At 42.6% G+C, this 19842-nt stretch carries 15 protein-coding genes and 2 pseudogenes; 2 read left to right on the forward strand and 15 right to left on the reverse strand.

Going from position 1 to position 19842, the window contains the following annotated elements; all coding sequences use genetic code 11:
- Positions 1-6: 6 nt before the first annotated feature.
- The 3 genes and pseudogenes from PTUN_RS12160 to PTUN_RS12170 all read right to left on the reverse strand — a co-directional run bounded on the left by PTUN_RS12160 (position 7) and on the right by PTUN_RS12170 (position 3130).
- Positions 7-771, reverse strand: a complete 765-nt coding sequence (locus tag PTUN_RS12160) for an SDR family oxidoreductase (RefSeq protein WP_009837207.1) — start codon at positions 769-771, stop codon at positions 7-9.
- A 777-nt stretch (positions 772-1548) separates the two neighbouring features.
- Positions 1549-2032: pseudogene (locus PTUN_RS12165) on the reverse strand (2-thiouracil desulfurase family protein).
- A gap of 162 nt (positions 2033-2194) precedes the next feature.
- Complete coding sequence (locus tag PTUN_RS12170) at positions 2195-3130, reverse strand: alpha/beta hydrolase (RefSeq protein WP_009837209.1); 936 nt, start codon at positions 3128-3130, stop codon at positions 2195-2197.
- Between the two features lie 426 nt (positions 3131-3556).
- Between PTUN_RS12170 and PTUN_RS12175 the strand changes: the two genes are divergently transcribed.
- Complete coding sequence (locus PTUN_RS12175; RefSeq protein ID WP_009837210.1) at positions 3557-4507, forward strand: IS110-like element ISPtu2 family transposase; 951 nt, start codon at positions 3557-3559, stop codon at positions 4505-4507.
- Positions 4508-4535: 28 nt separating this feature from the next.
- Here PTUN_RS12175 and PTUN_RS12180 read toward each other — a convergent pair whose 3' ends face one another.
- The 5 genes from PTUN_RS12180 to PTUN_RS12195 form a co-directional block, all read right to left on the reverse strand.
- The gene (locus tag PTUN_RS12180) at positions 4536-4955 is read right to left on the reverse strand and encodes a hypothetical protein (RefSeq protein ID WP_009837211.1); all 420 of its coding nucleotides are present in this window, start codon (positions 4953-4955) and stop codon (positions 4536-4538) included.
- Positions 4956-5041: 86 nt separating this feature from the next.
- Positions 5042-5422 (reverse strand): HEAT repeat domain-containing protein, encoded by a 381-nt coding sequence (locus PTUN_RS12185; RefSeq protein WP_009837212.1) that lies wholly within the window; start codon positions 5420-5422, stop codon positions 5042-5044.
- Between the two features lie 116 nt (positions 5423-5538).
- On the reverse strand, positions 5539-6270 hold the full coding sequence (locus PTUN_RS22460; RefSeq protein ID WP_332306587.1) for a reverse transcriptase domain-containing protein: 732 nt from the start codon (positions 6268-6270) through the stop codon (positions 5539-5541).
- Positions 6243-6827 (reverse strand): reverse transcriptase domain-containing protein, encoded by a 585-nt coding sequence (locus tag PTUN_RS22465; RefSeq protein WP_009837214.1) that lies wholly within the window; start codon positions 6825-6827, stop codon positions 6243-6245. The genes PTUN_RS22460 and PTUN_RS22465 overlap by 28 nt, the downstream gene beginning before the upstream one ends.
- A 613-nt stretch (positions 6828-7440) precedes the next feature.
- A complete protein-coding gene (locus PTUN_RS12195; protein ID WP_009837215.1) occupies positions 7441-8073 on the reverse strand; it encodes a DUF6058 family natural product biosynthesis protein in 633 nt (210 codons plus the stop codon).
- A 246-nt stretch (positions 8074-8319) separates the two neighbouring features.
- Between PTUN_RS12195 and PTUN_RS12200 the strand changes: the two are divergent.
- Positions 8320-9289, forward strand: a pseudogene (locus tag PTUN_RS12200) (integron integrase).
- Positions 9290-10230: 941 nt separating this feature from the next.
- Here the strand turns inward: PTUN_RS12200 and PTUN_RS12210 are convergent.
- The 7 genes from PTUN_RS12210 to PTUN_RS12240 form a co-directional block, all read right to left on the reverse strand.
- Positions 10231-11820, reverse strand: coding sequence for an ABC-F family ATPase (locus PTUN_RS12210; protein WP_009837219.1), 1590 nt, complete (start codon positions 11818-11820; stop codon positions 10231-10233).
- 75 nt (positions 11821-11895) lie between these two features.
- The gene (locus PTUN_RS12215) at positions 11896-12354 is read right to left on the reverse strand and encodes a hypothetical protein (RefSeq protein ID WP_040643635.1); all 459 of its coding nucleotides are present in this window, start codon (positions 12352-12354) and stop codon (positions 11896-11898) included.
- Positions 12355-12594: 240 nt separating this feature from the next.
- Entirely contained in the window at positions 12595-12954 is a 360-nt protein-coding gene (locus tag PTUN_RS12220; protein ID WP_009837223.1) for a hypothetical protein, read from the reverse strand.
- A 1529-nt stretch (positions 12955-14483) separates the two neighbouring features.
- The gene (locus tag PTUN_RS12225) at positions 14484-16169 is read right to left on the reverse strand and encodes an acyl-CoA dehydrogenase family protein (RefSeq protein WP_009837225.1); all 1686 of its coding nucleotides are present in this window, start codon (positions 16167-16169) and stop codon (positions 14484-14486) included.
- The gene (locus PTUN_RS12230) at positions 16162-16818 is read right to left on the reverse strand and encodes a 4'-phosphopantetheinyl transferase family protein (protein ID WP_040643636.1); all 657 of its coding nucleotides are present in this window, start codon (positions 16816-16818) and stop codon (positions 16162-16164) included. The genes PTUN_RS12225 and PTUN_RS12230 overlap by 8 nt, the downstream gene beginning before the upstream one ends.
- 8 nt (positions 16819-16826) lie before the next feature.
- Entirely contained in the window at positions 16827-17132 is a 306-nt protein-coding gene (locus PTUN_RS12235) for a RedY protein (RefSeq protein WP_009837227.1), read from the reverse strand.
- A complete protein-coding gene (locus PTUN_RS12240) occupies positions 17133-19826 on the reverse strand; it encodes a PEP/pyruvate-binding domain-containing protein (RefSeq protein ID WP_009837228.1) in 2694 nt (897 codons plus the stop codon).
- Positions 19827-19842 lie beyond the last annotated feature (16 nt).

Genomic DNA, 19842 nt, shown 5'->3' on the forward strand with positions numbered 1-19842 from the left:
GGCCTCTCAAACACGATTTATAGATACACCGCCATCTACCAACATCGCAGAACCAGTTGTGAAACTGGATGCATCGGATGCTAAGTACAATGCGGATTGAGCAATTTCATCTGGTGTCGCCATACGCTTGAGCGCATGCAGGTTATGCACAAACGCCAATGCTTCCGGCGTATTGGCAAACTCACGCCCTGCTGGCGTATCAGTACCACCAGGCAAAAGGGCATTGACCCGGATATTCTGAGGCCCATGCTCTGACGCCAGCACTTGAGTCAAACCAATAAGGCCAGCCTTACTGGCAGCGTAAGCAGCCATGCCTGGCATACCTGCGGTGTAACCAACGAAGGTAGAGGTGAAAATTAACGAACCTCCTTTTCGCGCAGCCATAGCAGGCAGTTGATACTTTGCGCCCAGAAATGCGCTGGTTAAGTTTGTCGCAATAACCTGATCCCAATCCGTGAGCGACATCTGCGGCACAGGGCCCATAGCGCCCAGAATGGCAGCATTGTTAAAAGCAATATCCAAGCCACCAAAGTGACTTACCGCCTTATCGACCAAAGCTTTGGCAAAAGCCTCATCACTAACATCACCCGCAAGTGCAACCGCCTGCCCACCTTCCCTATTGATTAAATCCACCAGTTCGTCAAGCTCCCTCTGTCGCCTGGCAGCCACCACAACGGCAGCACCTTCTTTGGCAAAAAGCTTCGCGGTTGCATAGCCAATACCTGTGCTGGCACCAGTAACAATAGCAACTTTGTTGGCCAATATATTCATCAATTATTTCTCCTAGCTCTGCTGACAATTAAAGGGCTCGTGCCCAAACAGTTGCCATATTAGAAAGCGAAATGATTACCGTCGACCCGAATCTTGCTGAATTTCAATTGCGCTAAAACGAGCCCGTAGAATTACTCGTTTTTAAAGTTATTTTTATTCGTTTATAAACGATAACTGAGTTCCTATTTTGGTTCAATCATTTGGTCGGTTTTGCTTTAGTATTTAAAATTATGGACTTATAGGATTTTATTGCGCTATCAGTGGGGTTTTGGAGGCGTTTTAAGGTAAAAAGGCTTACTTTGATTAGAGCATCCAATTGATCATTTTTCGATTGTATTAACAAGCCGGTTTTCACCACCGAGCGCCCCGAGACGCTGCGCGACAACGAGGTTAAAATCCGTTACAACACCCAATTTGTAGGTCGTGATTTATCGCGACAAAATTTGGCTTTTGGGATAATTGTGAGATAAAAGCTTTTCACCACCGAGTGCACCGAGACGCTGCGCTACAACGAGGTTAAAATCCGTTACAACATCCCATTTGTAGGTCGTGATTTATCGCGACAAGACTTGGCTTTTGGGATAATTGTGAGATAAAAGCTTTTCACCACCGAGTGCACCGAGACGCTGCGCGACACCGAGGGTAAACGATTATTTTACGAGCACTAAATTTAAAAAATCTTTTATTTCAAGAAGATATTTAAGGGTGATATATTTTCTCCTTAAACCAACGCATAGTAAAAATGCCACGCGTTGCGAATCCCTCTTGAACAGTTTGTTAGCTATGTTTGTCCAACATACTGCGGAATTGGGCTATCGTATGCTGACTGAACACCTTGATACCGCGACTCTCTAACAACGTAGCAGTGATCCCAGACCCATTAACTTTGGTCCCACTAAACGTACCATCGTAAATATTGGAACTACCACAGGAAGGACTATTCTCTGCGAGCACTGCATATTTGTAGTCGCAGACACAATTCCAAGGCATTCTTGGCCCCTGCTACAAATTGAGTAGTGACGTCGATACCATCGTTTCCGACAACCTTCGAAAAGCCTTTTAACACATCAACACCTTTACCAGCGATTATTTCAGCAGGTGCTCTAGGAGTAGGCAAACCTGCCGATACTTCTGGGCAAAAGACCACAAGCTCTAGGTTCGATCGAAGCCAATTCAGATCAGGCTCAGGAATTGACAAGCAACTTGCATTGTATCGAACTTGATTTCCGACTAAGCACGAGCTAACTAAAACTTTTTCCAACCAGAACTCCTTTATATGCGAAAAATAGCTAACGAGGCTGTAGAATTTCTATTTTTATAAATTTGGACACTTTTTGACCTCCTGTATCGCTTTCTAAGCAATGCATTTGAGACCCCTTAAAGCACCTAAAAACTTGACGGAGATTCGTCAGGGTCAGGTCTGTTAGCTGCCTTTGCCTTGCTTTGGAACCGCTTGTTGAAGCCCATCGGTTAATAACACTGCAAAAGCACTGTGATGAGTCAATCCTGATAATACTTTGGATCGCATACTTAACCCTTGATAATTTCTTGATTTCAATTGGTTCTCAAATGCAAGCATTTGCTCGACCATACTACCTTCTTCACTACCGATGTACATGAATACACTTGCTTTCATGGCCTTATTATTTTTTGCAAAGTCACTTTCCAGCCGAAACATCGCTTTATTGTCATACCAGAACGATGGGCTGCCTAAGATGTAGTAGTCAAATAGTTCGGAATTAGTAATCAAGATGTTGGCGCCTAGCAAACCACCATATGAGTGACCAACAAATATTTTTTTATCCTGTCTGATTCGATATGTTTGACTAATCAGCGGTAAAACCTCGTCTGATATGAAACTAATATATTGACTGGCTTTCCCTGAATGCTTTTGCACTTCGAGCGAATGTCCCCTTTTTTCATTTGGGGCATATGTTGGTGTGTAGTCTCTTGTGCGACTAAGCAAAGGATTATGTCCTTTGGAATATGAAATCCCGACAATAATGACTTCCTCAATATCCCGCCCTGCCATGAGATGCACAATGCCGCTCGCCACTGCAACTGAATAACCTGTGTCATTTAATAATACCAACGGGTATTTTTTGTTATTTTCTGAGTAATCGTTAGGCAGGCGGATATAAAGTTCGTATTCCAATCCGCTTACTTCAGATTTTATTTGCAGGGTATGCGTATTTCGAATTTTAAATTCAGTACTTTCCTCGGCACTTATAGACGCAGAGAAAACAACAACAGCAAAAGCCAACTTAATAAACTTAAATAACATCATTTTCCTTAAGTGTGCGAATGTTAAACGCAGCTCACGAGGCTGTAGAATTTCTATTTTTATAAATTTGGCCATTTTTTTGACCTCCTGTATCGCTTTCTAAGCGATAATCTCGTACTAAGCAATGCATTTGAGACCCCTTAAAGCACCTAAAAACTTGACCAAATGAGTAATTCTACAGCCTCAACGCCGTTATAAGCGGCAAATTACTGTTGGCTAAAATAAGTGAGGCACGAACAAAAGCCAACTGTAATTTGTCCGATTGAGCAGCTTGTATGGATAATAAACCCATCAAATTATTCTTTTAAACCGAGTTCGGGTATTGTGAGACCCAGGCTTTAGCTGCAACTAAAGCTCTCTTTTGTGGTAGTTCGATTGAGCGATGGATCCTCTGTTGAGAGACCGATAACAAGAATGAACGCCACAAAAGACTCCAAGCATCACACTCGAATAGTCTACTGGGTCTCGAACCCGCATTATGCAAGCAAGAGTTAGCTTATTATGAAAACAAATACTAATCAAAACATTAATGTCGGTGTCGATACCGGCAAATTTCAACTCGATATTTATATTCGCCCTCTTGATATCTATTTCACCGTTAAGAACGATGAAAAAGGGATTGCTGAGGCAATTAAAAAAATCAAAATTCACTCTCCAAACCGCATCATTATTGAAGCCACTGGCCGCCTTGAAATGCCCTTTATTATTGCATGTGCAAAGGCCAATTTACCTTTTGTCATTGCCAACCCAATACACATAAAACGCTTTGCGGGTGCCATTGGTCAACGCGCTAAAACCGATAAGCTGGATGCACAGTTAATTGCACATTATGGCGAAGCAATTAAACCCACACTCTCCACCCTAAAGCCTGACATTATGCAGACTATGAGTGATTTGGTTGCCAGAAGAAATCAGCTGTTAGTCATGCAAACGATGGAAAAAAACCGCCTGCAAATTTTACCAAAAGAGCTGATTTCAACCATCAAACCTATTTTAACGGCCTTTAAAAATCAGATTGAAAAAATTGAAAATAAAATTCTAAAACTCATTGAATCATGCCCTGAATATTCAGCCAAAAACACGGTCCTACAAAGCATGAAAGGCATTGGTAAAATTGCCGCTGCCTCCATCATCAGTAACTTACCTGAGCTTGGCTATATGTCGAATAAAGAAGCCGGTGCATTGGTTGGCGTTGCGCCTATGAATCGCGAAAGTGGCCGCTATAAAGGGCTTCGAAAAATTCAAGGTGGGCGGCATCAAGTACGCACCGTTTTATACATGGCGATGATGTCAGCCATCCAATCAAACCCTGTTTTTAAATCAACTTATCAGCGATTAGTTGCTGCTGGGAAACCGAAAAAAGTAGCGCTTATTGCGTGTGTCAGGAAGATGATTGTGATCTTAAATTCGATGCTCAGAGACGGGGTAATGTGGGAAGCGCCAAAAGTTTAAAATTAGCTATTGACGCCATAGTCTCTTGTTAGCTTGCCTTAGGCTTAATATGTGACCTTACAATATCGCCTGTTTTATTACGACTATGAAAGCTTAATAAATCTTTAAAGTTGAATTCAGAAACTTCAATAGTATTTTCACCCAACCAAGAAACTTTATATTCAAGTTCATTAGGGTGACCATCTAATACGACCAAGACATTTTTATCCGCTGGTGAGTCAACTCGATTGACTGAAATTTGAGTTTCATAATTGGTTGTCGCACCACAATTTATAATTGTTACTACTGCCTCAATATCTTGATTAGGTGATATGAATATTTCATATTGCTCAGAGCCACACCAATCATTTGAATTGTTCAATAATAGGTATAACGGCAAAAGAATAAGTAACAGCCCCCAAAACAATGCTGCTCCAACATTCCATAATGAGTTTAAAACTTTACTCATGACTATCCTTGATACTGGCTAGCTAACGCCCGCATTTGCGGCTGGTTTGGAGCGCAGCGGAAAACCAGTCCGACAACATGCGCTTGTTATGCCATAAACTTGCGACCAACATAGCGCTCCACAAACAAATTAAGTGACTTGCCTAGCTTAGATTTATTTAGCTTTAAATTATACAAGTCAAAGTCACATAGAACCTCATCCAATAGTGGTGGCTGGATTTGGATAAGGCGCTCATATTCAATCTCTGATTCAGCCCACAGAGTCCCAAGGGAGCCAGCAGCTTCTTCTCGCATATAATCTGGTTCAGAGTCATCCATTAGAACTTTAAAAAGGGCATCTTTTGGCGCTTGTCCAATGCAATACATTAGGCTTTCGGCTGCCGCAACTCTAGTATTTGCATCTTCAGATCTCTCCAAAAGATAACCGATACACTTTTTACAGTCTTCTGAGCTTAATTCTTTGGTCATAGGGCAATCGTGGTAGAGCGACCCATTACTGGGCCGACCCCACACAGATCCGGACGTGCGGAATTACCGCATCCGGCTCTTCAGTTATATATTCACGCGTGTAAATCAACACGCTCCTAGTACCAATCTACGTGAATAAATCGCTTACTCACTCTTGGTCGCTCAATTGCATAATACATTAGCATCTTCTTGAAATTACTCCAATTGTAACTGCGTCTGCCACTGCGCCTATTCAGCCATTTGTATAAACTGTGCAACACATAACTGTACAATCTATCAAGGCTGCAGCTGTTGTCTGGCAGGCCAAAGTAATTTCGGTATCCCATCAGTTTGCGTTTCAGTTGCGGCATCCAAGTGTTGAGCTTGTTTGACCGCTTGACTTTGATGTATTGGTAAAACTCGCTCATGCTGGCGCGGTGCTTTTCCGCCCCTGTTCGCCGCCTGAGTCGAGGTTTTCCCTGTGCATCTTTTGCCCAGTAAAAGGCAAAACCAAGAAACACAAATTGCCGTTTTCGACTCGGGTGAAATCGACTAAATCGTAGCAGTGAGGTTTTCTCCTCTGCCACTTCTAAATTGAATTTCTTAAGTCGTTTTGGCAGCACCTCGTAAAATCGCTCAGCATCGTTGGCGTACTGAAACGCACACACAAAATCATCGGCGTACCGGATGAGCATCGCGCGGCCACGCATTCGGGGTTTTACTTTCTTTTCAAACCATAAGTCGAGTGCGTAATGCAGGTAGATGTTCGCCAGTACCGGGCTAATGATCCCCCCTTGCGGCGTACCGCTTTTCGGGTATTCAAATACCCCTTCAGGTGATTTTATGCGGGCTTTAAGCCATTGGCTGATAAACTCAGCATGGCTTTGTCATCAATGCGTTGTTTGAGCATCTTCATCAGCCAGTTGCGATCAAGGTTGTTGAAGAAGCCTTTAATGTCAGCCTCCACAATGTAACCGTATCCTTTAAACTGAAGATTCAACGCTAAACTGTGCAACGCTTGATGGGCGCTTTTATTCGGTCGGTAGCCATAGCTATTGGGCAGAAAATCCGCTTCCCAGATACTTTGCAATATCTGGCTCACGCCTTGTTGCACCAATTTATCATCCACCGTGGGCAAGCCCAGCGGTCTCTGTTTGCCATTTGCTTTGGGAATAAAGACACGTTTGATGTCATTGGCTCGAAAGCGCTTATGCTTCAGGGCATCGCTCAGTCGAGTAATGTTGCCAACAAGTTGCTGCTGATAAGCAGGCATGGTGATGCCATCAATACCAGCGGCTGCTTGTTTATTGAGCTGACCCCAACTTTGATACAGGAAATCTTCCCTTAGTAATCCGTATAAGTTCTGAAACCTGTGTTTGGGGTGGCGCTGTGATTTAAATGTGATCGCGTTTAGTTCGGTTATCATAGTGAGTCCAGCCCTACATTGTCCGGCCTATGTGTCTGCTAAACACGTGATATAACTGCCAGCCCCTTCGCCATGTGATCGGCTTTCCCGTCTCAAACTACTACGAACTGGTCTGACTGCCAAAGGGTCATCGTTGGCCTTGCTTTTGACTTAGCTTCCCTACCGCGTCCTTGCGGAACACCTTTGGCTCTCTCAAGTTCCTGATGCATCTCTTTAAACATGCCACGGCTTAATAACTCCGCTGACTCGCCACAACCTCACTCATTACGGTTGCTTTGCTTGGACTTCAGTGGCGTTACAAACCTCGTCAGTCAGACTGTATTTATCGGAGCGATCTCAGCACTTCAGGGACACGGATCCCCTGTGGCCTACTTAATTCTCTGTGTACGCTTCACCTATCTTGTTCGCTGAAAAAAAAAACAGCTCCGCCATAGGCGCAACACTCGATACGGGTGGTGAGTTAAACCTTACCCGACAGGGACTTGCACCCTGCAAGATGCATCAAGCTTCGCTTGACGCACTAACGCCCCATTAAGAGGCAAATGATAGTTGGCTAAAATAAGCGAGGCACGAGCAAATAGCCAACTGTTATTTGTCCTGCTTGAATGGCTTGTTAGCTTTTCAGTTTATATTCACGTCGAACTTCATCAATTAAACGATGCCTAGAACTTTTAAGACGCTCATGTGGTGCAAACATAGAGCTAGATTTGTCTAATAAATTAACCGCTTTAGTTAATTGTGCAAGATCTATTTTTGCTTTATCTAGATCTAAAGTTTCACTAATTTGCAATACAGCTAACTCTTTACCTGCGATATCTTCAGGAAGCCCAGACTTTGTACATAAACCATAAATTCCATTTAAAAAATGCCCCCACTCCTCTTCAATATGTAATTCAAGCTTTGAATTAACCTTTGCATTATTAGAGGTAAACCCAGCCTCTTTTAACTCTGAGATTGACTTGGCATACCTTTGGGCAAAAATAGGGAAAACATCTTGAAGATTAGTGGTTACCTTAAGCATACCAATCCATGACAAATATCCTTTAGCATAATATTCAATTTCGTTTTGGTTATTAAATTCACCAAAAAATGAATCGCTAGAATAATTTAATGATAATTTATATGAACAGGTTGGCATCACTTTTTTTTCTTGAAAATAGGAAAGTTCAGCTTCACTAATTTTGGTTAAATCAAGTAATTGTTGTTTAGTATAATAGTTTTCATTTAGATAATTGATAAGATCCATTTGCTGGGATACTCCTTGAAAAGCTAACGCTTATTCGACGGAACTTTCCGTATTTAAAAACGGACTTTTCCGTAGTTGTAAATTTATTTGGCAATACACTAACCAAAAAACTCACTACAGACAACACGTTATAAAATTAATTTTATAACGTTAAGTGAAAATACGGAAACATCCGTCTAACAAGAGCGGCTTGACATTTTTTGAATAACTGTATACTTAAACAGTGGTTATTAGTGGAGTATAAAAATGCCAACGCAATCACCTTTTTTAGACTTCGTAACTGAAGAGATGTACAAACGCCGCTATGCTAAGCGCACGGTGGAAACGTATTTACATTGGATCCGTTTTTATATTTTATTTCATAAAAAGCAGCACCCTACAGACTTAGCGGAGCAACATGTAGAGCAGTTTTTAACCTACCTTGCAGTCAATCGGCATGTTGCAGTGCAAACACAAGCATTGGCACTAAATGCACTCAGTTTTTTGTATAAAGAGATTTTACAGCGGCCGTTATCACTTAACCTTAATTTTAATCAATCAAGTAAGCCGAGAAAACTGCCTGTTGTATTAACCAAAGACGAAATCAAACGTCTGTTAAGAGAAATTGATCCTGGCTATTTGCTACTGGCGCAATTGTTATATGGTAGCGGTTTGCGGTTAATGGAGGCGGTGCGGTTACGGGTTGCGGCCATACCATGATTACCTATCCATCATGGTATGGCATGGTAAAGGTGGTAAGCACCGTCGGGTGACCTTAGCGCCTGAGCTGGTGCCGGCATTAAAACGCCAAACTTCCTTGGTCGAGGCTTATTATCAGCAAGATCTGGAAACTGCAGATTATGCTGGGGTTTGGTTACCTTTTGCTTTAGCCCGAAAATATCCCAGTGCGCCAAAAGAGCTTGGCTGGCAGTATTTATTTCCATCCGGCAAACTAAGCATTGATCCTGATTCTACATTGCTGCGTCGCCATCATATTGATGAGTCAGGTTTGCAAAAGGCAGTCAAGAGTGCCTCCCGCAAAGCGGCTATCGGCAAGCATGTTAGCTGCCACACTTTACGCCACTCTTTCGCCACCCACTTGTTACAAGCGGGTATGGATATCCGCACTGTGCAAGAGCAGCTAGGGCATTCCGATGTAAAAACCACGCAAATTTATACTCATGTGCTAAAGCAAGGAGGCAATGCCGTGCAAAGCCCACTATCGCAACTACTGTAAGCTAACCTAAAGCTTGTAACAGACTCGCTAAGTAAGGAGTTTTAGTCATTCATAGTAAGTGAGAAGCGCAAACAACATGATCTTTACGTTGTACACATACTTAAGGACTGTCAATCTTAATGAATTTAAAACAACAACTTAAATAATACGGTTTTTACCAAAATTAGTCTGTTCTGATCTTTTTTTGCCTTTGATCATAAAAAGTAACACTTAACTTCAACCCCTATTTCACATTTTTAAATGCAATAATCAGCAAGGTTACTGATAAACTTCATAATAGACAATAAGATACAAGTCTAATTTTCTTACAACTTATTACAAGCACACTATTTTATACCGATGAAAAAGCGGCCGAGCTTCGCTCGCCTTCGCAAGCAGGCTTGCACCTACAACCAATTTAAAAGCTCACGCCGATGCCAACAAATTCCCCCTTAAATCAAACCTGAAAAAATAGATTTGATGAATAATGCGCGACAGGAAGTCGAGCAAGCCATGCTAAGGTATGGGTGAAAAGCATTGCTTTGAACGAGAGGCCTTGGATGGCCGAACTGGGTAGCGTACAGGGATGTATTAGCGAGCCGCTTCATGGCGGTTATGTTCACATCAATTGTATTTTTGAAGAGTCGTTTGCCTATTTTTTGAAAATCTGGGGCGCCAAGGGGAGACCGGCGATAGCCTACCCTTGACTGCCGTTGCCAGTGCGACAACAACAATGCTAATTTAAAAAGCGGTTTTTAAAACTAAACACAGTTATTGATTTGAAAACGGCTTTTTAAAAGCTGTCGGGCTAAAGCCCGACCTACAACAGTGTCCGAGCTTTGCTCGACTTCGCAAGCAGGCTTGCACCTACGCAAAAGCGAAAGCTCACACTAATACCAATAAAAAACCGGCTCGCGCCGGTTTTTTTAATCTTAATGTTAATCGCTTATAAGCAAACTAACTTAGCGCACACCTAATAATGCAGCTTGCTCTGCTTGGCTGGCTAGGTATTCATCAAAAGTGCCGTGGAAATTCACAACTTTTTTATCTTTAATATCAATAATACGAGTTGCCAATGAGGATACAAACTCACGGTCATGGCTGACAAATATCAAGGTGCCTTGATAATCTTTCAGTGCATTATTCAGCGCTTCAATGGCTTCCATGTCCATGTGGTTGGTTGGTTCATCCATGATTAAGACGTTAAAATCTTGCATCATTAATTTGCCAAATAACAGGCGGTTTTTTTCACCACCCGAGCAATTTTTGGCTTTTTTATTAGCGTCGTCGGCGGTAAACAATAAACGGCCTAACATGGCGCGAACCATTAAGTCGTTGTGTTTTGCGGTGCGCCATTGTGACATCCAATCAAATAAGCTTAAGTCGTTATCAAAATCTTTAGTGCTGTCTTGCGGGCAATAACCCACTAAAGCATTTTCAGACCACTTCACTACCCCGTTATTTGCCGCAAGTTCATTCATTAAACAACGAATAAACGTGGTTTTACCCACACCGTTCTCGCCAATAATCGCCAGTTTGGCACCTGCTTCTAAAATTAACTCGCCTTTTTCAAACAAGATTTCGTCATCAAAACCATGACCAAAGTTTTCTAAAATCAGCGCTTGGCGATGCATTTTTTTGCCTTCAGCAAAACGAATGCTAGGGGCGATACGGCTACTTGATTTAACTTCATCAAGAGTAATTTTATCCATGCGTTTTGCGCGCGAACTGGCTTGTTTTGCTTTTGATGCATTAGCACCAAAGCGGTTTACGAAGTCTTGTAACTCTTCGATTTCAGATTGCTTTTTCGCATTGCCCGCTAACAATTGCTCACGGATAAGGGTTGATGCTTCGATAAATTTTTCGTAGTTACCTGGGTAAATGCGCAGCTCACCGTAGTCAATGTCGGCCATGTGAGTACACACGGCGTTTAAAAAGTGACGGTCATGAGAAATAATGATCATGGTGCATTTACGTTGGTTTAGCTCGTTTTCAAGCCAACCAATGGTATGAATGTCTAAGTTATTGGTCGGTTCATCGAGCAATAAAATATCAGGATTGGCAAACAAGGCTTGCGCTAAAAGCACGCGCAGTTTCCAACCTGGGGCTACTTGTGACATTAAACCAAAGTGGAATTCTTCTTCAATACCTGCTTTTAATAAAATATCGCCGGCGCGACTTTCGGCGCTGTAACCGTCCATTTCACCGTATTGGCTTTCAAGGTCGCCCACGCGCATGCCGTCTTCTTCGCTCATTTCTGGCAAAGCATAAATACGGTCACGTTCTTGTTTTACTTTCCAAAGTTCGGTGTCGCCCATAATTACGGCATCAATAACCGTATATTGCTCAAAGGCAAATTGGTCTTGGCTTAGCGTGCCTACTTTTAAACCAGGGGTGATTGAGACATTGCCAGAAGTAGGCGTCAGCACACCGCTTAAGATTTTCATGAATGTTGATTTACCACAACCATTGGCGCCAATAAGGCCGTAACGGTTACCGTTACCAAATTTAGCGGAAATATTCTCGAACAAAGGTTCGGCACCAAACTGCATGGTAACGAGATATTTTTGGCTGTCTCATATTTTTACCTTGACTTGTTTCTCATATTTTTACCTTGACTTGTTAGGCTACTTATCTCGATTAGCCTGCCAAATAACTGCAAAAAGCGCTGCTGCTTCTTCAATTGTCATACGTTCTGATGCCACAAAGATCGTGTAGTCAACGGAAAATGAGCTGTCAGTTAGTTTTATCGTAATATCTGGCGAAAATGCGGTGCTGGAAACTTTGATTGTCTTTGCGCCGAGAGATGTGCTTTTTTTACAAATCTGTATATCGCCGTCTTTATAGTCGTCGACGAGAATTAGGTTCGCCTTTTTCGGGTAATCAACAATTTTGATCGTGAGATCAGGCGAAAATGCCGTCGAACTGACTTTCACAGTGTAGTCTGGTGAAAAAGCCGTGCTGGAAAAATGATAGGTGTAAATATCGCTTCCGTAGCAACTGCTATTCGTGGAAATGATAAACGCAGCAAAAGCATTGTTTGATAATGCCAATGTCAAAGTCAGAAGTAGTAGAGATTTTTTCACGCGCTATCCTTGAGAAGCCTAACGAGACTGTAGAAAAGCTCCAACAGCCAAATTTAACTAAAAAACGAGCTCCTCTAATCAATCCTAAGCGCATTTAAGGCATTAGCTAATGCATTTGGAACCCAGAAAACAGCCTGTTTTTCTTAAAAAAGAGTAATTCTACAGCCTCAACGCCCGCCTAAGCAGCGAGCAACTTGTTGCGAGTCCAGCGGCTGAAAGCCGCGATGCTTTTGGCGTTTGTTAAGTTTTTTGACCGGCATTCCTAATACCATCAAAGACTTCTTCATTAATTACAAACTCATCAAGCTCTTTCTGCTCTTTCTTATTTGGGAGTTTGTATTTGCCAAAAACGCTGGCCACATGTTCAATTTCTTCAACCTTACTAGCAATTTCTTTCAGGTGATAAGAGAGATCGTCAATTTTCTCAAGAATCTCGTCCTCTTTTTTCAATAACTCAGCTCTTTGATAATAATGATCATTATTGTAGTTATTATTAGTGCTTTGGCTATTTTCTAGCTGTTGTAATATTGAACCGAGCCTCCAGAATATTCCCAAGAGAACAAAAATTATCACTACCAGTAGAATGTATAAGTTGTCCACGATTTCTCCAAAAACTTAACAATTTAGTATTTATGCGACACGCTGTTTGTGTTGCATAATCGCTTGTTGAACTGAGGCGCTACCTGCTCGGTGTTTGGGTGGGTATTGTTTATGCTATAGGAATTTGCTTTTCGTGCTGTAGGCTACATTACGCTTACTTTATCGGATTAACGGTGTTTTCTTAGCCTTCCCTGCATGGCTCAGCCATTTTTACGTCCCCATTACACCTAATTTTTAGCGCTGAGGCAATCTTATTTTTCCTGGGCACAGTGTCACCCTACTGAACACTTAAACAGGTTAACCCTCTGATTTGACGAAGCAAGCGTAGCCGCTAGCTCGTTCGCTCTGCTTTATTCATCACTTCATCAACAGTGACGATGCCAATAAATCGCAGTGTGCCTGTTTTACATTTTTGGCACGGCCAATGAGGTATCTGTGTTTCTTTTGCTCTCTTTGGTTTCAGCGGTTTAGCTATCTGTGGCGCCTTTCTCATTATGATTAAAGAGCAACAATCAATGAGGATAGATCTTTCTTTTTGCCTTTGATCATAAAAAGTAAAACTTAACTTCAACCCCTATTTCACATTTTTAAATGCAATAATCAGTAAGGTTACCGATAAACTTCATAATAGACAATAAGATACAAGTCTAATTTTCTTACAACTTATTACAAGCAAGCTATTTTATAGCGATGAAAAAGCGGCCGAGCTGCGCTCGCCTTCGCAAGCAAGCTTGCACCTACGGTAAAATATCAAAAAAAACATCAAAAGATCGATGTAGCGGAGCTCTCGGTGCCCTCTGTGGTGAAAGTCTTTTAACCACTGTGCTTTCTTTGGTGAAAAAGAAGGTTAACCACCGAGGTTAAGAGAAACACAGAGGAAAGAAAAAGCTATTTATTAGTTAGCTTTACTCACTTAGCTTTTCTCGGTGAGCGAAGCTTCGGTGTACTCTGTGGTAAAAAAATACTCGGTGGTAAAATCACAATTCAACAAAGTAGCGTCAGGTTAATGCCCAACCATAAAAACCTGCCGAGCTTTGCTCGCCTTCGCAAGCAGGCTTGCACCTACGGTAAAATCTCAAAAAAACATCAAAATATCGGTGTAGCGCAGCGCCTCGGGGCAATTAATACTCGGCGGTGGTGAAACAATTTTAACAACTGAGTTTTCGGTGGTGAAAAAGAAGGTTAACCACTGAGGTTAAGAGAAACACAGAGGAAAGAAAAAGCTATTAATTAGTTGGCTTTACTCACTTAGTTTTTCTCGGTGAGCGCAGCACTCGGTGTACTCGGTGGTGAAAAAATACTCGGTGGTAAAATCACAATTCAACAAAGTAGCGTCAGGTTAATGTCCAACCATAAAAACCTGCCGAGCTGCGCTCGCCTTCGCAAGCAGGCTTGCACCTACGGTAAAATATCAAAAAAAACATCAAAAGCTCGGTGAGCGCAGCACTCGGTGCCCTCTGTGGTGAAAGTATTTTAACCACTGAGCTTTCTTTGGCGAAAAAGTACTCAGTGGTGAAACAATCGCTTCTTTATATTGGCAAAAGTGAAAACCATTTTTGCGTCTCAAATTGTTGTGCGAATGCTTGCAACAACGCTTCGCAAGGTTGCCATTGGTCAGTGTCATTGAGGAGCAATGACATCAAATCATTAGAAATATCATCATTTGATAACAGCAAATGGCTTGGATTATGGATAATGGTTAAGGCGCAACAGGTCGCGGCTAACAATTGGGTATATTGTTTGGCTTTGGCAAATCGCACCACACTGCTGGGATCATTTAGCTCTTGCTCTTTGAGCGTTATTATCTCATCACACCAGCGAAGAATTCGCTGTTTTAATTCAACATAAAGCGCCCGCAAACGATCACTTTGAGTCGTGATCAGGTTTGAATCACACACAGCAATAAAACTTGCTAGAATTGGGTCTTGGCCAAGATTATTAAGTTTTAATTCATCCGCTTGGATAGCACTTGATGCTTGGTCGCTGGTTAAACTAAACCACTTGGCAACATCATGGACTGTCTCTTGTGCTGCCAATAATTTGCTGGCAAGGGCATTGGTTTGTGTGGCAATGAGTGCCAGATTGACCTGACTGCTACCATCAAATAACGATACCACGGCATTGTCTCGCAGCATTTTTTGGAAAATACCAAATTGGTGTTCATCACGCAGGTAATAGCGAGCACCTAAGATTACTTTTAACTCATCAATCGCTATTTCAGTCTGCCTAGGCACCCAATACTTACAAAATGCCGAATACACACTCAAACTAGGCGCAGCATAGGCAATTGCTTTGCTGCATACCAATGCGGCAATTTCAGTCAGTAAAAGCCGAGCAAAACTGCGCGCTAATCCTTGTGATACTGTTGGCATGCTCAACATAGGTCGCTGATAAAGAACGCGAGATTGAGCAAATTGATAGGTCGTTCTTAAACATGTATCAAGCGCCCCTAATGAAAAACCAGCACATAGGATCCGTGAAATTTGCAGCGCTTTCATTACGCCATAGATCCCAGGTTCTGCGGTTTTGATCACCACATCGCTCGCCACTTCGGTATTATTAAAACGGATCCCACTAATATCAGCACAGCGAATACCATGGGTATTAATTTTATCGAGGTTTTCAAATTCGGTTAAGTTTGTTTTATCGATAAATAATAATGCCAGTTCAGAGCGCCCACTGGTTTCTTGTTTACGCGCTAATAAGGTCATAGTGTGACCTTTAGTTGCATTATTAATTAGCCATTTTTCGCCACTTAACTCATAACCCGTAGCTGTTGCAGTTGCACTTACTTCGCTGGCGAGTAGGTTGCTACCATGGCGTTTTTCTGTCAGTGCCAAGCAGCCTAAATGCCCTTGCAAAATATGGCTGGCTAACTGATTTTTTTGCGCCGAAGAACCGCATAACCACACTGGCAAAGCGCCTAACATTGTCTGTCCTGTGGCAATGGCAGCATTAAGGTCACGGCGCGATAACGCTCTACAAATTAAAAGTAACTGGGCGAAAGACTTCAGCTGTCCACCTTGCTCGCTGGGTACAAAATATTCGAAATAGCCAAGCTGTTGCAGATATTCAATGTAGGCTGTTGGAAATTGCTGAGTTTCATCTAATAAACTCGAGGTTTTAAAATTTATAAATTGCTGTTCATCGCTCGGATCGCCACATTGTTGTTCTAACTTGGCCGCCGCAGCATAAAAAGTATTATCGTCATGCATAATTAGGTTCTACATATAAAATGTTATGGTCTTGGTATAAATGCGAAAAAACGCGCCATTGCAGTGGTATGTTGGGCAAATTAGTCGCAATTGTAACCTTGTCTTTGTGCCACGTAATAATCTCTACAGCCTGGCAAAAATCGATAAAGAGCCCACCACCAACAGCTTTATAAAGTGCTTCTTTAAAACACCAAAGTTGCGTCAAAGTCATATTCGCTCCTGCTTGCAGTTCTTGCTCGTTAAGCCAAGGTTTGGGCAGGGCCAAAATACGAAGATGGGCCTCAATATCAACACCAAAGACCCCTTCACCTACTACTGCAATTGCCAGCTTCCCTGTGTGGCTCAGCCCTAACGCTTTGCCACTTAAGCGGCAAAAAGGGGCGCCGTTGTGATCTTTTTCGACCGTTATCTGACATAAACTACGGGATGGAAAAAGAGGCTGTAATAACCACTTTGCCGCTAATCGTGCACCAAGCCAAGAGATAGCTTGACGCTGATACGGCATGGTTAACCAATTCGCCAATTCCGTTTTATGCAAGGCTCCGAGTAAGGTTTTTCGCGCCTCAGCTTGCTGCAAATACTGCCCCAGACAATCAAGATGAATTACCGCAGCAGAAACATTTGGGGCAATATTAAAGCGCGTTAACAAATTCTCGCTTACCACTGATAACCAGGAAGTAAGGTTTCACTACGAATGGTTTCCACCACCTCAGCCAATTGGCTAAAACGGTGCACTAAAGACTGGAATATTTCAGTCTGCATCTCGGCTTCAAAATCAGCTAAACTGGTCACATCTATCACTTCGACATAGTCATAATCAACATCCAATGCCTTGCTCACCACAAAACGGCGCACTGAATGTAAAGACTGACAAGCAGCATAATCGACTTCTTTAACCCACAGCTCAAAATCATTAGGGCTCACGCCCATTTTTAACTTAATTTTATCAATAATGACTGACATTTAACTTTCCTTATCTAAAACTACGATGCCATTTTGTGCATCAACTATCAGCATGTCGCCAGATTTAAACAACGCGCTGGCATGATTGGTATTGACCACACATGGGATGCCAAATTCTCTGGCAACAATGGAACTGTGAGACAACATTGAGCCAATGTCTGTCACTACCGCACCCGCAAGTGCAAAAAGTGGCGTCCAAGATGCATCGGTAAAAGGAGCAATTAATATATCGCCTTTTTTAAATTGCCCTGCTTGCTTGGCTAAATCAGTGATCACACATGCTTTGCCACGGCAAAAACCGGCTGAAGTGGCAAGGCCAGACAGCTGTGTCAATGTTGGGTCTAAAATTAAATCCGGTTGGCTCTTTGGCGAGCCAATAAAGGTTAACGGTGGCTCAGGCATTGATTGCCAAAGATGATAAGCCGATTGACGTTGTGCAAGCTTTGCAGGCTCAGTGAGCTGGTGCACATCGATGCGCTTTTCAAGATAACTTAAGATCTCTGCAAAATCTAAATAAGCAATATCATCCAGTGATGTGAGTTGCTGAGTTGCAACCAAACGCTGTCCTAGTTCATAAACAATACGACGAACTAACCAGATGGAGGTCACCATACTCATACGTGTCTCTTCACGTAATTTGGCACAACCACTGTAGAGCGAAATGACCAGCTTCATTACTCGGCGTTGATACCAAGGGATTGTTTTTAATATTTCATTGCTGTTTTTACGTTGCTTACGTTGTTGTGTGGCGATGGCGTCATCTACCGCATAACCTTGATGCAGATACACTTTAATCATCTGCAATAAATAAGTTCGGTCATCGAGCCAGCGTGGATGTGTCAGCTCCATTTCTTCGCGTGCACGCACACCATTTTCGCGCATAAACTGCGCTAATGGACCACGAGAATATTTAATTCCAGCTTGATGTTCATTGAGAAATACTTCAAGTTCGTCCAGCTCTAAATCTAAAAATGCTTGCTTCACTTGTGGCCAATCGGCTAATTGTTGGCACAGCAGCCACAGCTCCTGTGCACTTGCAACAGTTCGCAAGTTAGACATATCGCCTTTAATTTGGTTATGTAATTGTTTACCTTTGTCGCCAAGCCACAGTGCACTTAATTCCTCTAAAATTCCGTAACAGGCAAAAGCGTTAATGTAGTAAGGCAAATAACCTTCATGCATGGCTTTAAAATAAGCCAAAGCATGTCGCATTTCTGCGGCCAACTGCTCTAAAGAAAGCTGCTGCAGTGGTTTTTGCTGAGCCCGGTCGAACTGTTTATAGCGCGAAGCTATCATACTGCGCGCACGACGTTTGGCACAAAAGAGCTCTTTAATGTTCTTTTTCAGCCAATAACGAGTGCACTGTTTGGCGCTATAATCCTGATGGCTATGCTTTTCGCCATAAGGATTGCGGTAACCTGCTAAATCAATAGCCTCACTACTGAAACGCTGTAAAAACGGCAATTGATCTTCACCAATTGGAGTTTGAGCCAATTGCCAAGCAGTATAAGAAACATTGAGATATACATGACCTCGATAATAGGCGATGGTTTCATCCGCCTCACCTAAGTCCAACAAACCTAACCCTTTACCACAACCTGTGTGGACCTGTTGCTGATAGTAACGGGCAAATGATAAACCAAGCGGCGTCATGCGACCGGTGAATATTTCCCCAATATCCATACGTGACCATAACATGGTTTTTTGCAAGTCAACATCTCGAGAACCTAGGTAAAAATCATCGAGTTGCGGTGCATGTGTCGTGATAGGGCGGCTTTGTAATAACCAAATTTTTCCTTCACTCCAGGTCCACTCCACATCTTGTGGCACACCAAAATAAGCTTCAACTTTACATAATAAGGTGTATAACGCCTGCTGTGCCATTGGCCCTAAAGCAGGTTGTTGGCGCTGCTCGTCGGATACCGCAACCTTTTGTATTTCGCCATCTAGATAAATTATTTGCTCAGATTTATCGGCGATAGTCACTTCCCTTACTTCGCCCGACGCTTTATCAATTTGCCAGCTATCGCTAACAACCTGACCAGAAACCAACCCTTCACACAAACCAAAACAGTTTTCAACCAAAAAGGCATCACGAGCAAAGGTCGTTGGATGTTGACCAAACGCGACGCCTGAAACATCTCCAAATTGCATCTGTTGCACAACCACCGCCATACGAGGCATGTCGAGGTGTTTGTCGGTATGCTGACGATAGCGATACGCAGCCTCGCTAAAAGCAGATGCCCAACATTCTTTAATCGCATCGAGGATAGTATCAAGCCCGCACAAGGCCAATTTAGTCAGATGTTGCCCAGCAAAAGAGCTACTTTCACCATCTTCATCAAGTGCTGATGAACGAACAGCCAACGGCCCTTTTAGGTGTGCTATTGCAGCGCTTATCGTATCTTGTAATGTATTTGGTAATGGAGACTCTTTAATCGCTTTGGCAGCAGCTTGCCACTGTTCATACCCCTCAGTAAGGTCGAACCTTGTCAGTAGCTCAATGTGCGCCGCAAAGTCATCAAACAAAGCCACACTCAAACAAACACCTGCAGGAACCGGAAGACCTGCGGCTGACATTGCACACAATGAGGCTCCTTTGCCACCAATATGTGATACCGACTGAAGCGGCATATCTGTAAAGCGGAAAATATTATCGCTCTCAGTAGAGAGCTTCATCGCAGCGTTAATCATGGCATTTCCTTTCTCT

This window comes from Pseudoalteromonas tunicata (genome assembly GCF_002310815.1).
GTDB lineage: Bacteria > Pseudomonadota > Gammaproteobacteria > Enterobacterales > Alteromonadaceae > Pseudoalteromonas > Pseudoalteromonas tunicata.

Excerpts from the sequence above, each read along its gene's own strand:
- PTUN_RS12160 (WP_009837207.1), bottom strand. The coding sequence starts at position 771 with ATGAATATATTGGCCAACAAAGTTGCTATTGTTACTGGTGCCAGCACA.
- PTUN_RS12170 (WP_009837209.1), bottom strand. The coding sequence starts at position 3,130 with ATGGCCAAATTTATAAAAATAGAAATTCTACAGCCTCGTGAGCTGCGT.
- PTUN_RS12175 (WP_009837210.1), top strand. The coding sequence starts at position 3,557 with ATGAAAACAAATACTAATCAAAACATTAATGTCGGTGTCGATACCGGC.
- PTUN_RS12180 (WP_009837211.1), bottom strand. The coding sequence starts at position 4,955 with ATGAGTAAAGTTTTAAACTCATTATGGAATGTTGGAGCAGCATTGTTT.
- PTUN_RS12185 (WP_009837212.1), bottom strand. The coding sequence starts at position 5,422 with ATGACCAAAGAATTAAGCTCAGAAGACTGTAAAAAGTGTATCGGTTAT.
- PTUN_RS22465 (WP_009837214.1), bottom strand. The coding sequence starts at position 6,827 with ATGATAACCGAACTAAACGCGATCACATTTAAATCACAGCGCCACCCC.
- PTUN_RS12195 (WP_009837215.1), bottom strand. The coding sequence starts at position 8,073 with ATGGATCTTATCAATTATCTAAATGAAAACTATTATACTAAACAACAA.
- PTUN_RS12210 (WP_009837219.1), bottom strand. The coding sequence starts at position 11,820 with ATGCAGTTTGGTGCCGAACCTTTGTTCGAGAATATTTCCGCTAAATTT.
- PTUN_RS12225 (WP_009837225.1), bottom strand. The coding sequence starts at position 16,169 with ATGCATGACGATAATACTTTTTATGCTGCGGCGGCCAAGTTAGAACAA.
- PTUN_RS12235 (WP_009837227.1), bottom strand. The coding sequence starts at position 17,132 with ATGTCAGTCATTATTGATAAAATTAAGTTAAAAATGGGCGTGAGCCCT.
- PTUN_RS12240 (WP_009837228.1), bottom strand. The coding sequence starts at position 19,826 with ATGATTAACGCTGCGATGAAGCTCTCTACTGAGAGCGATAATATTTTC.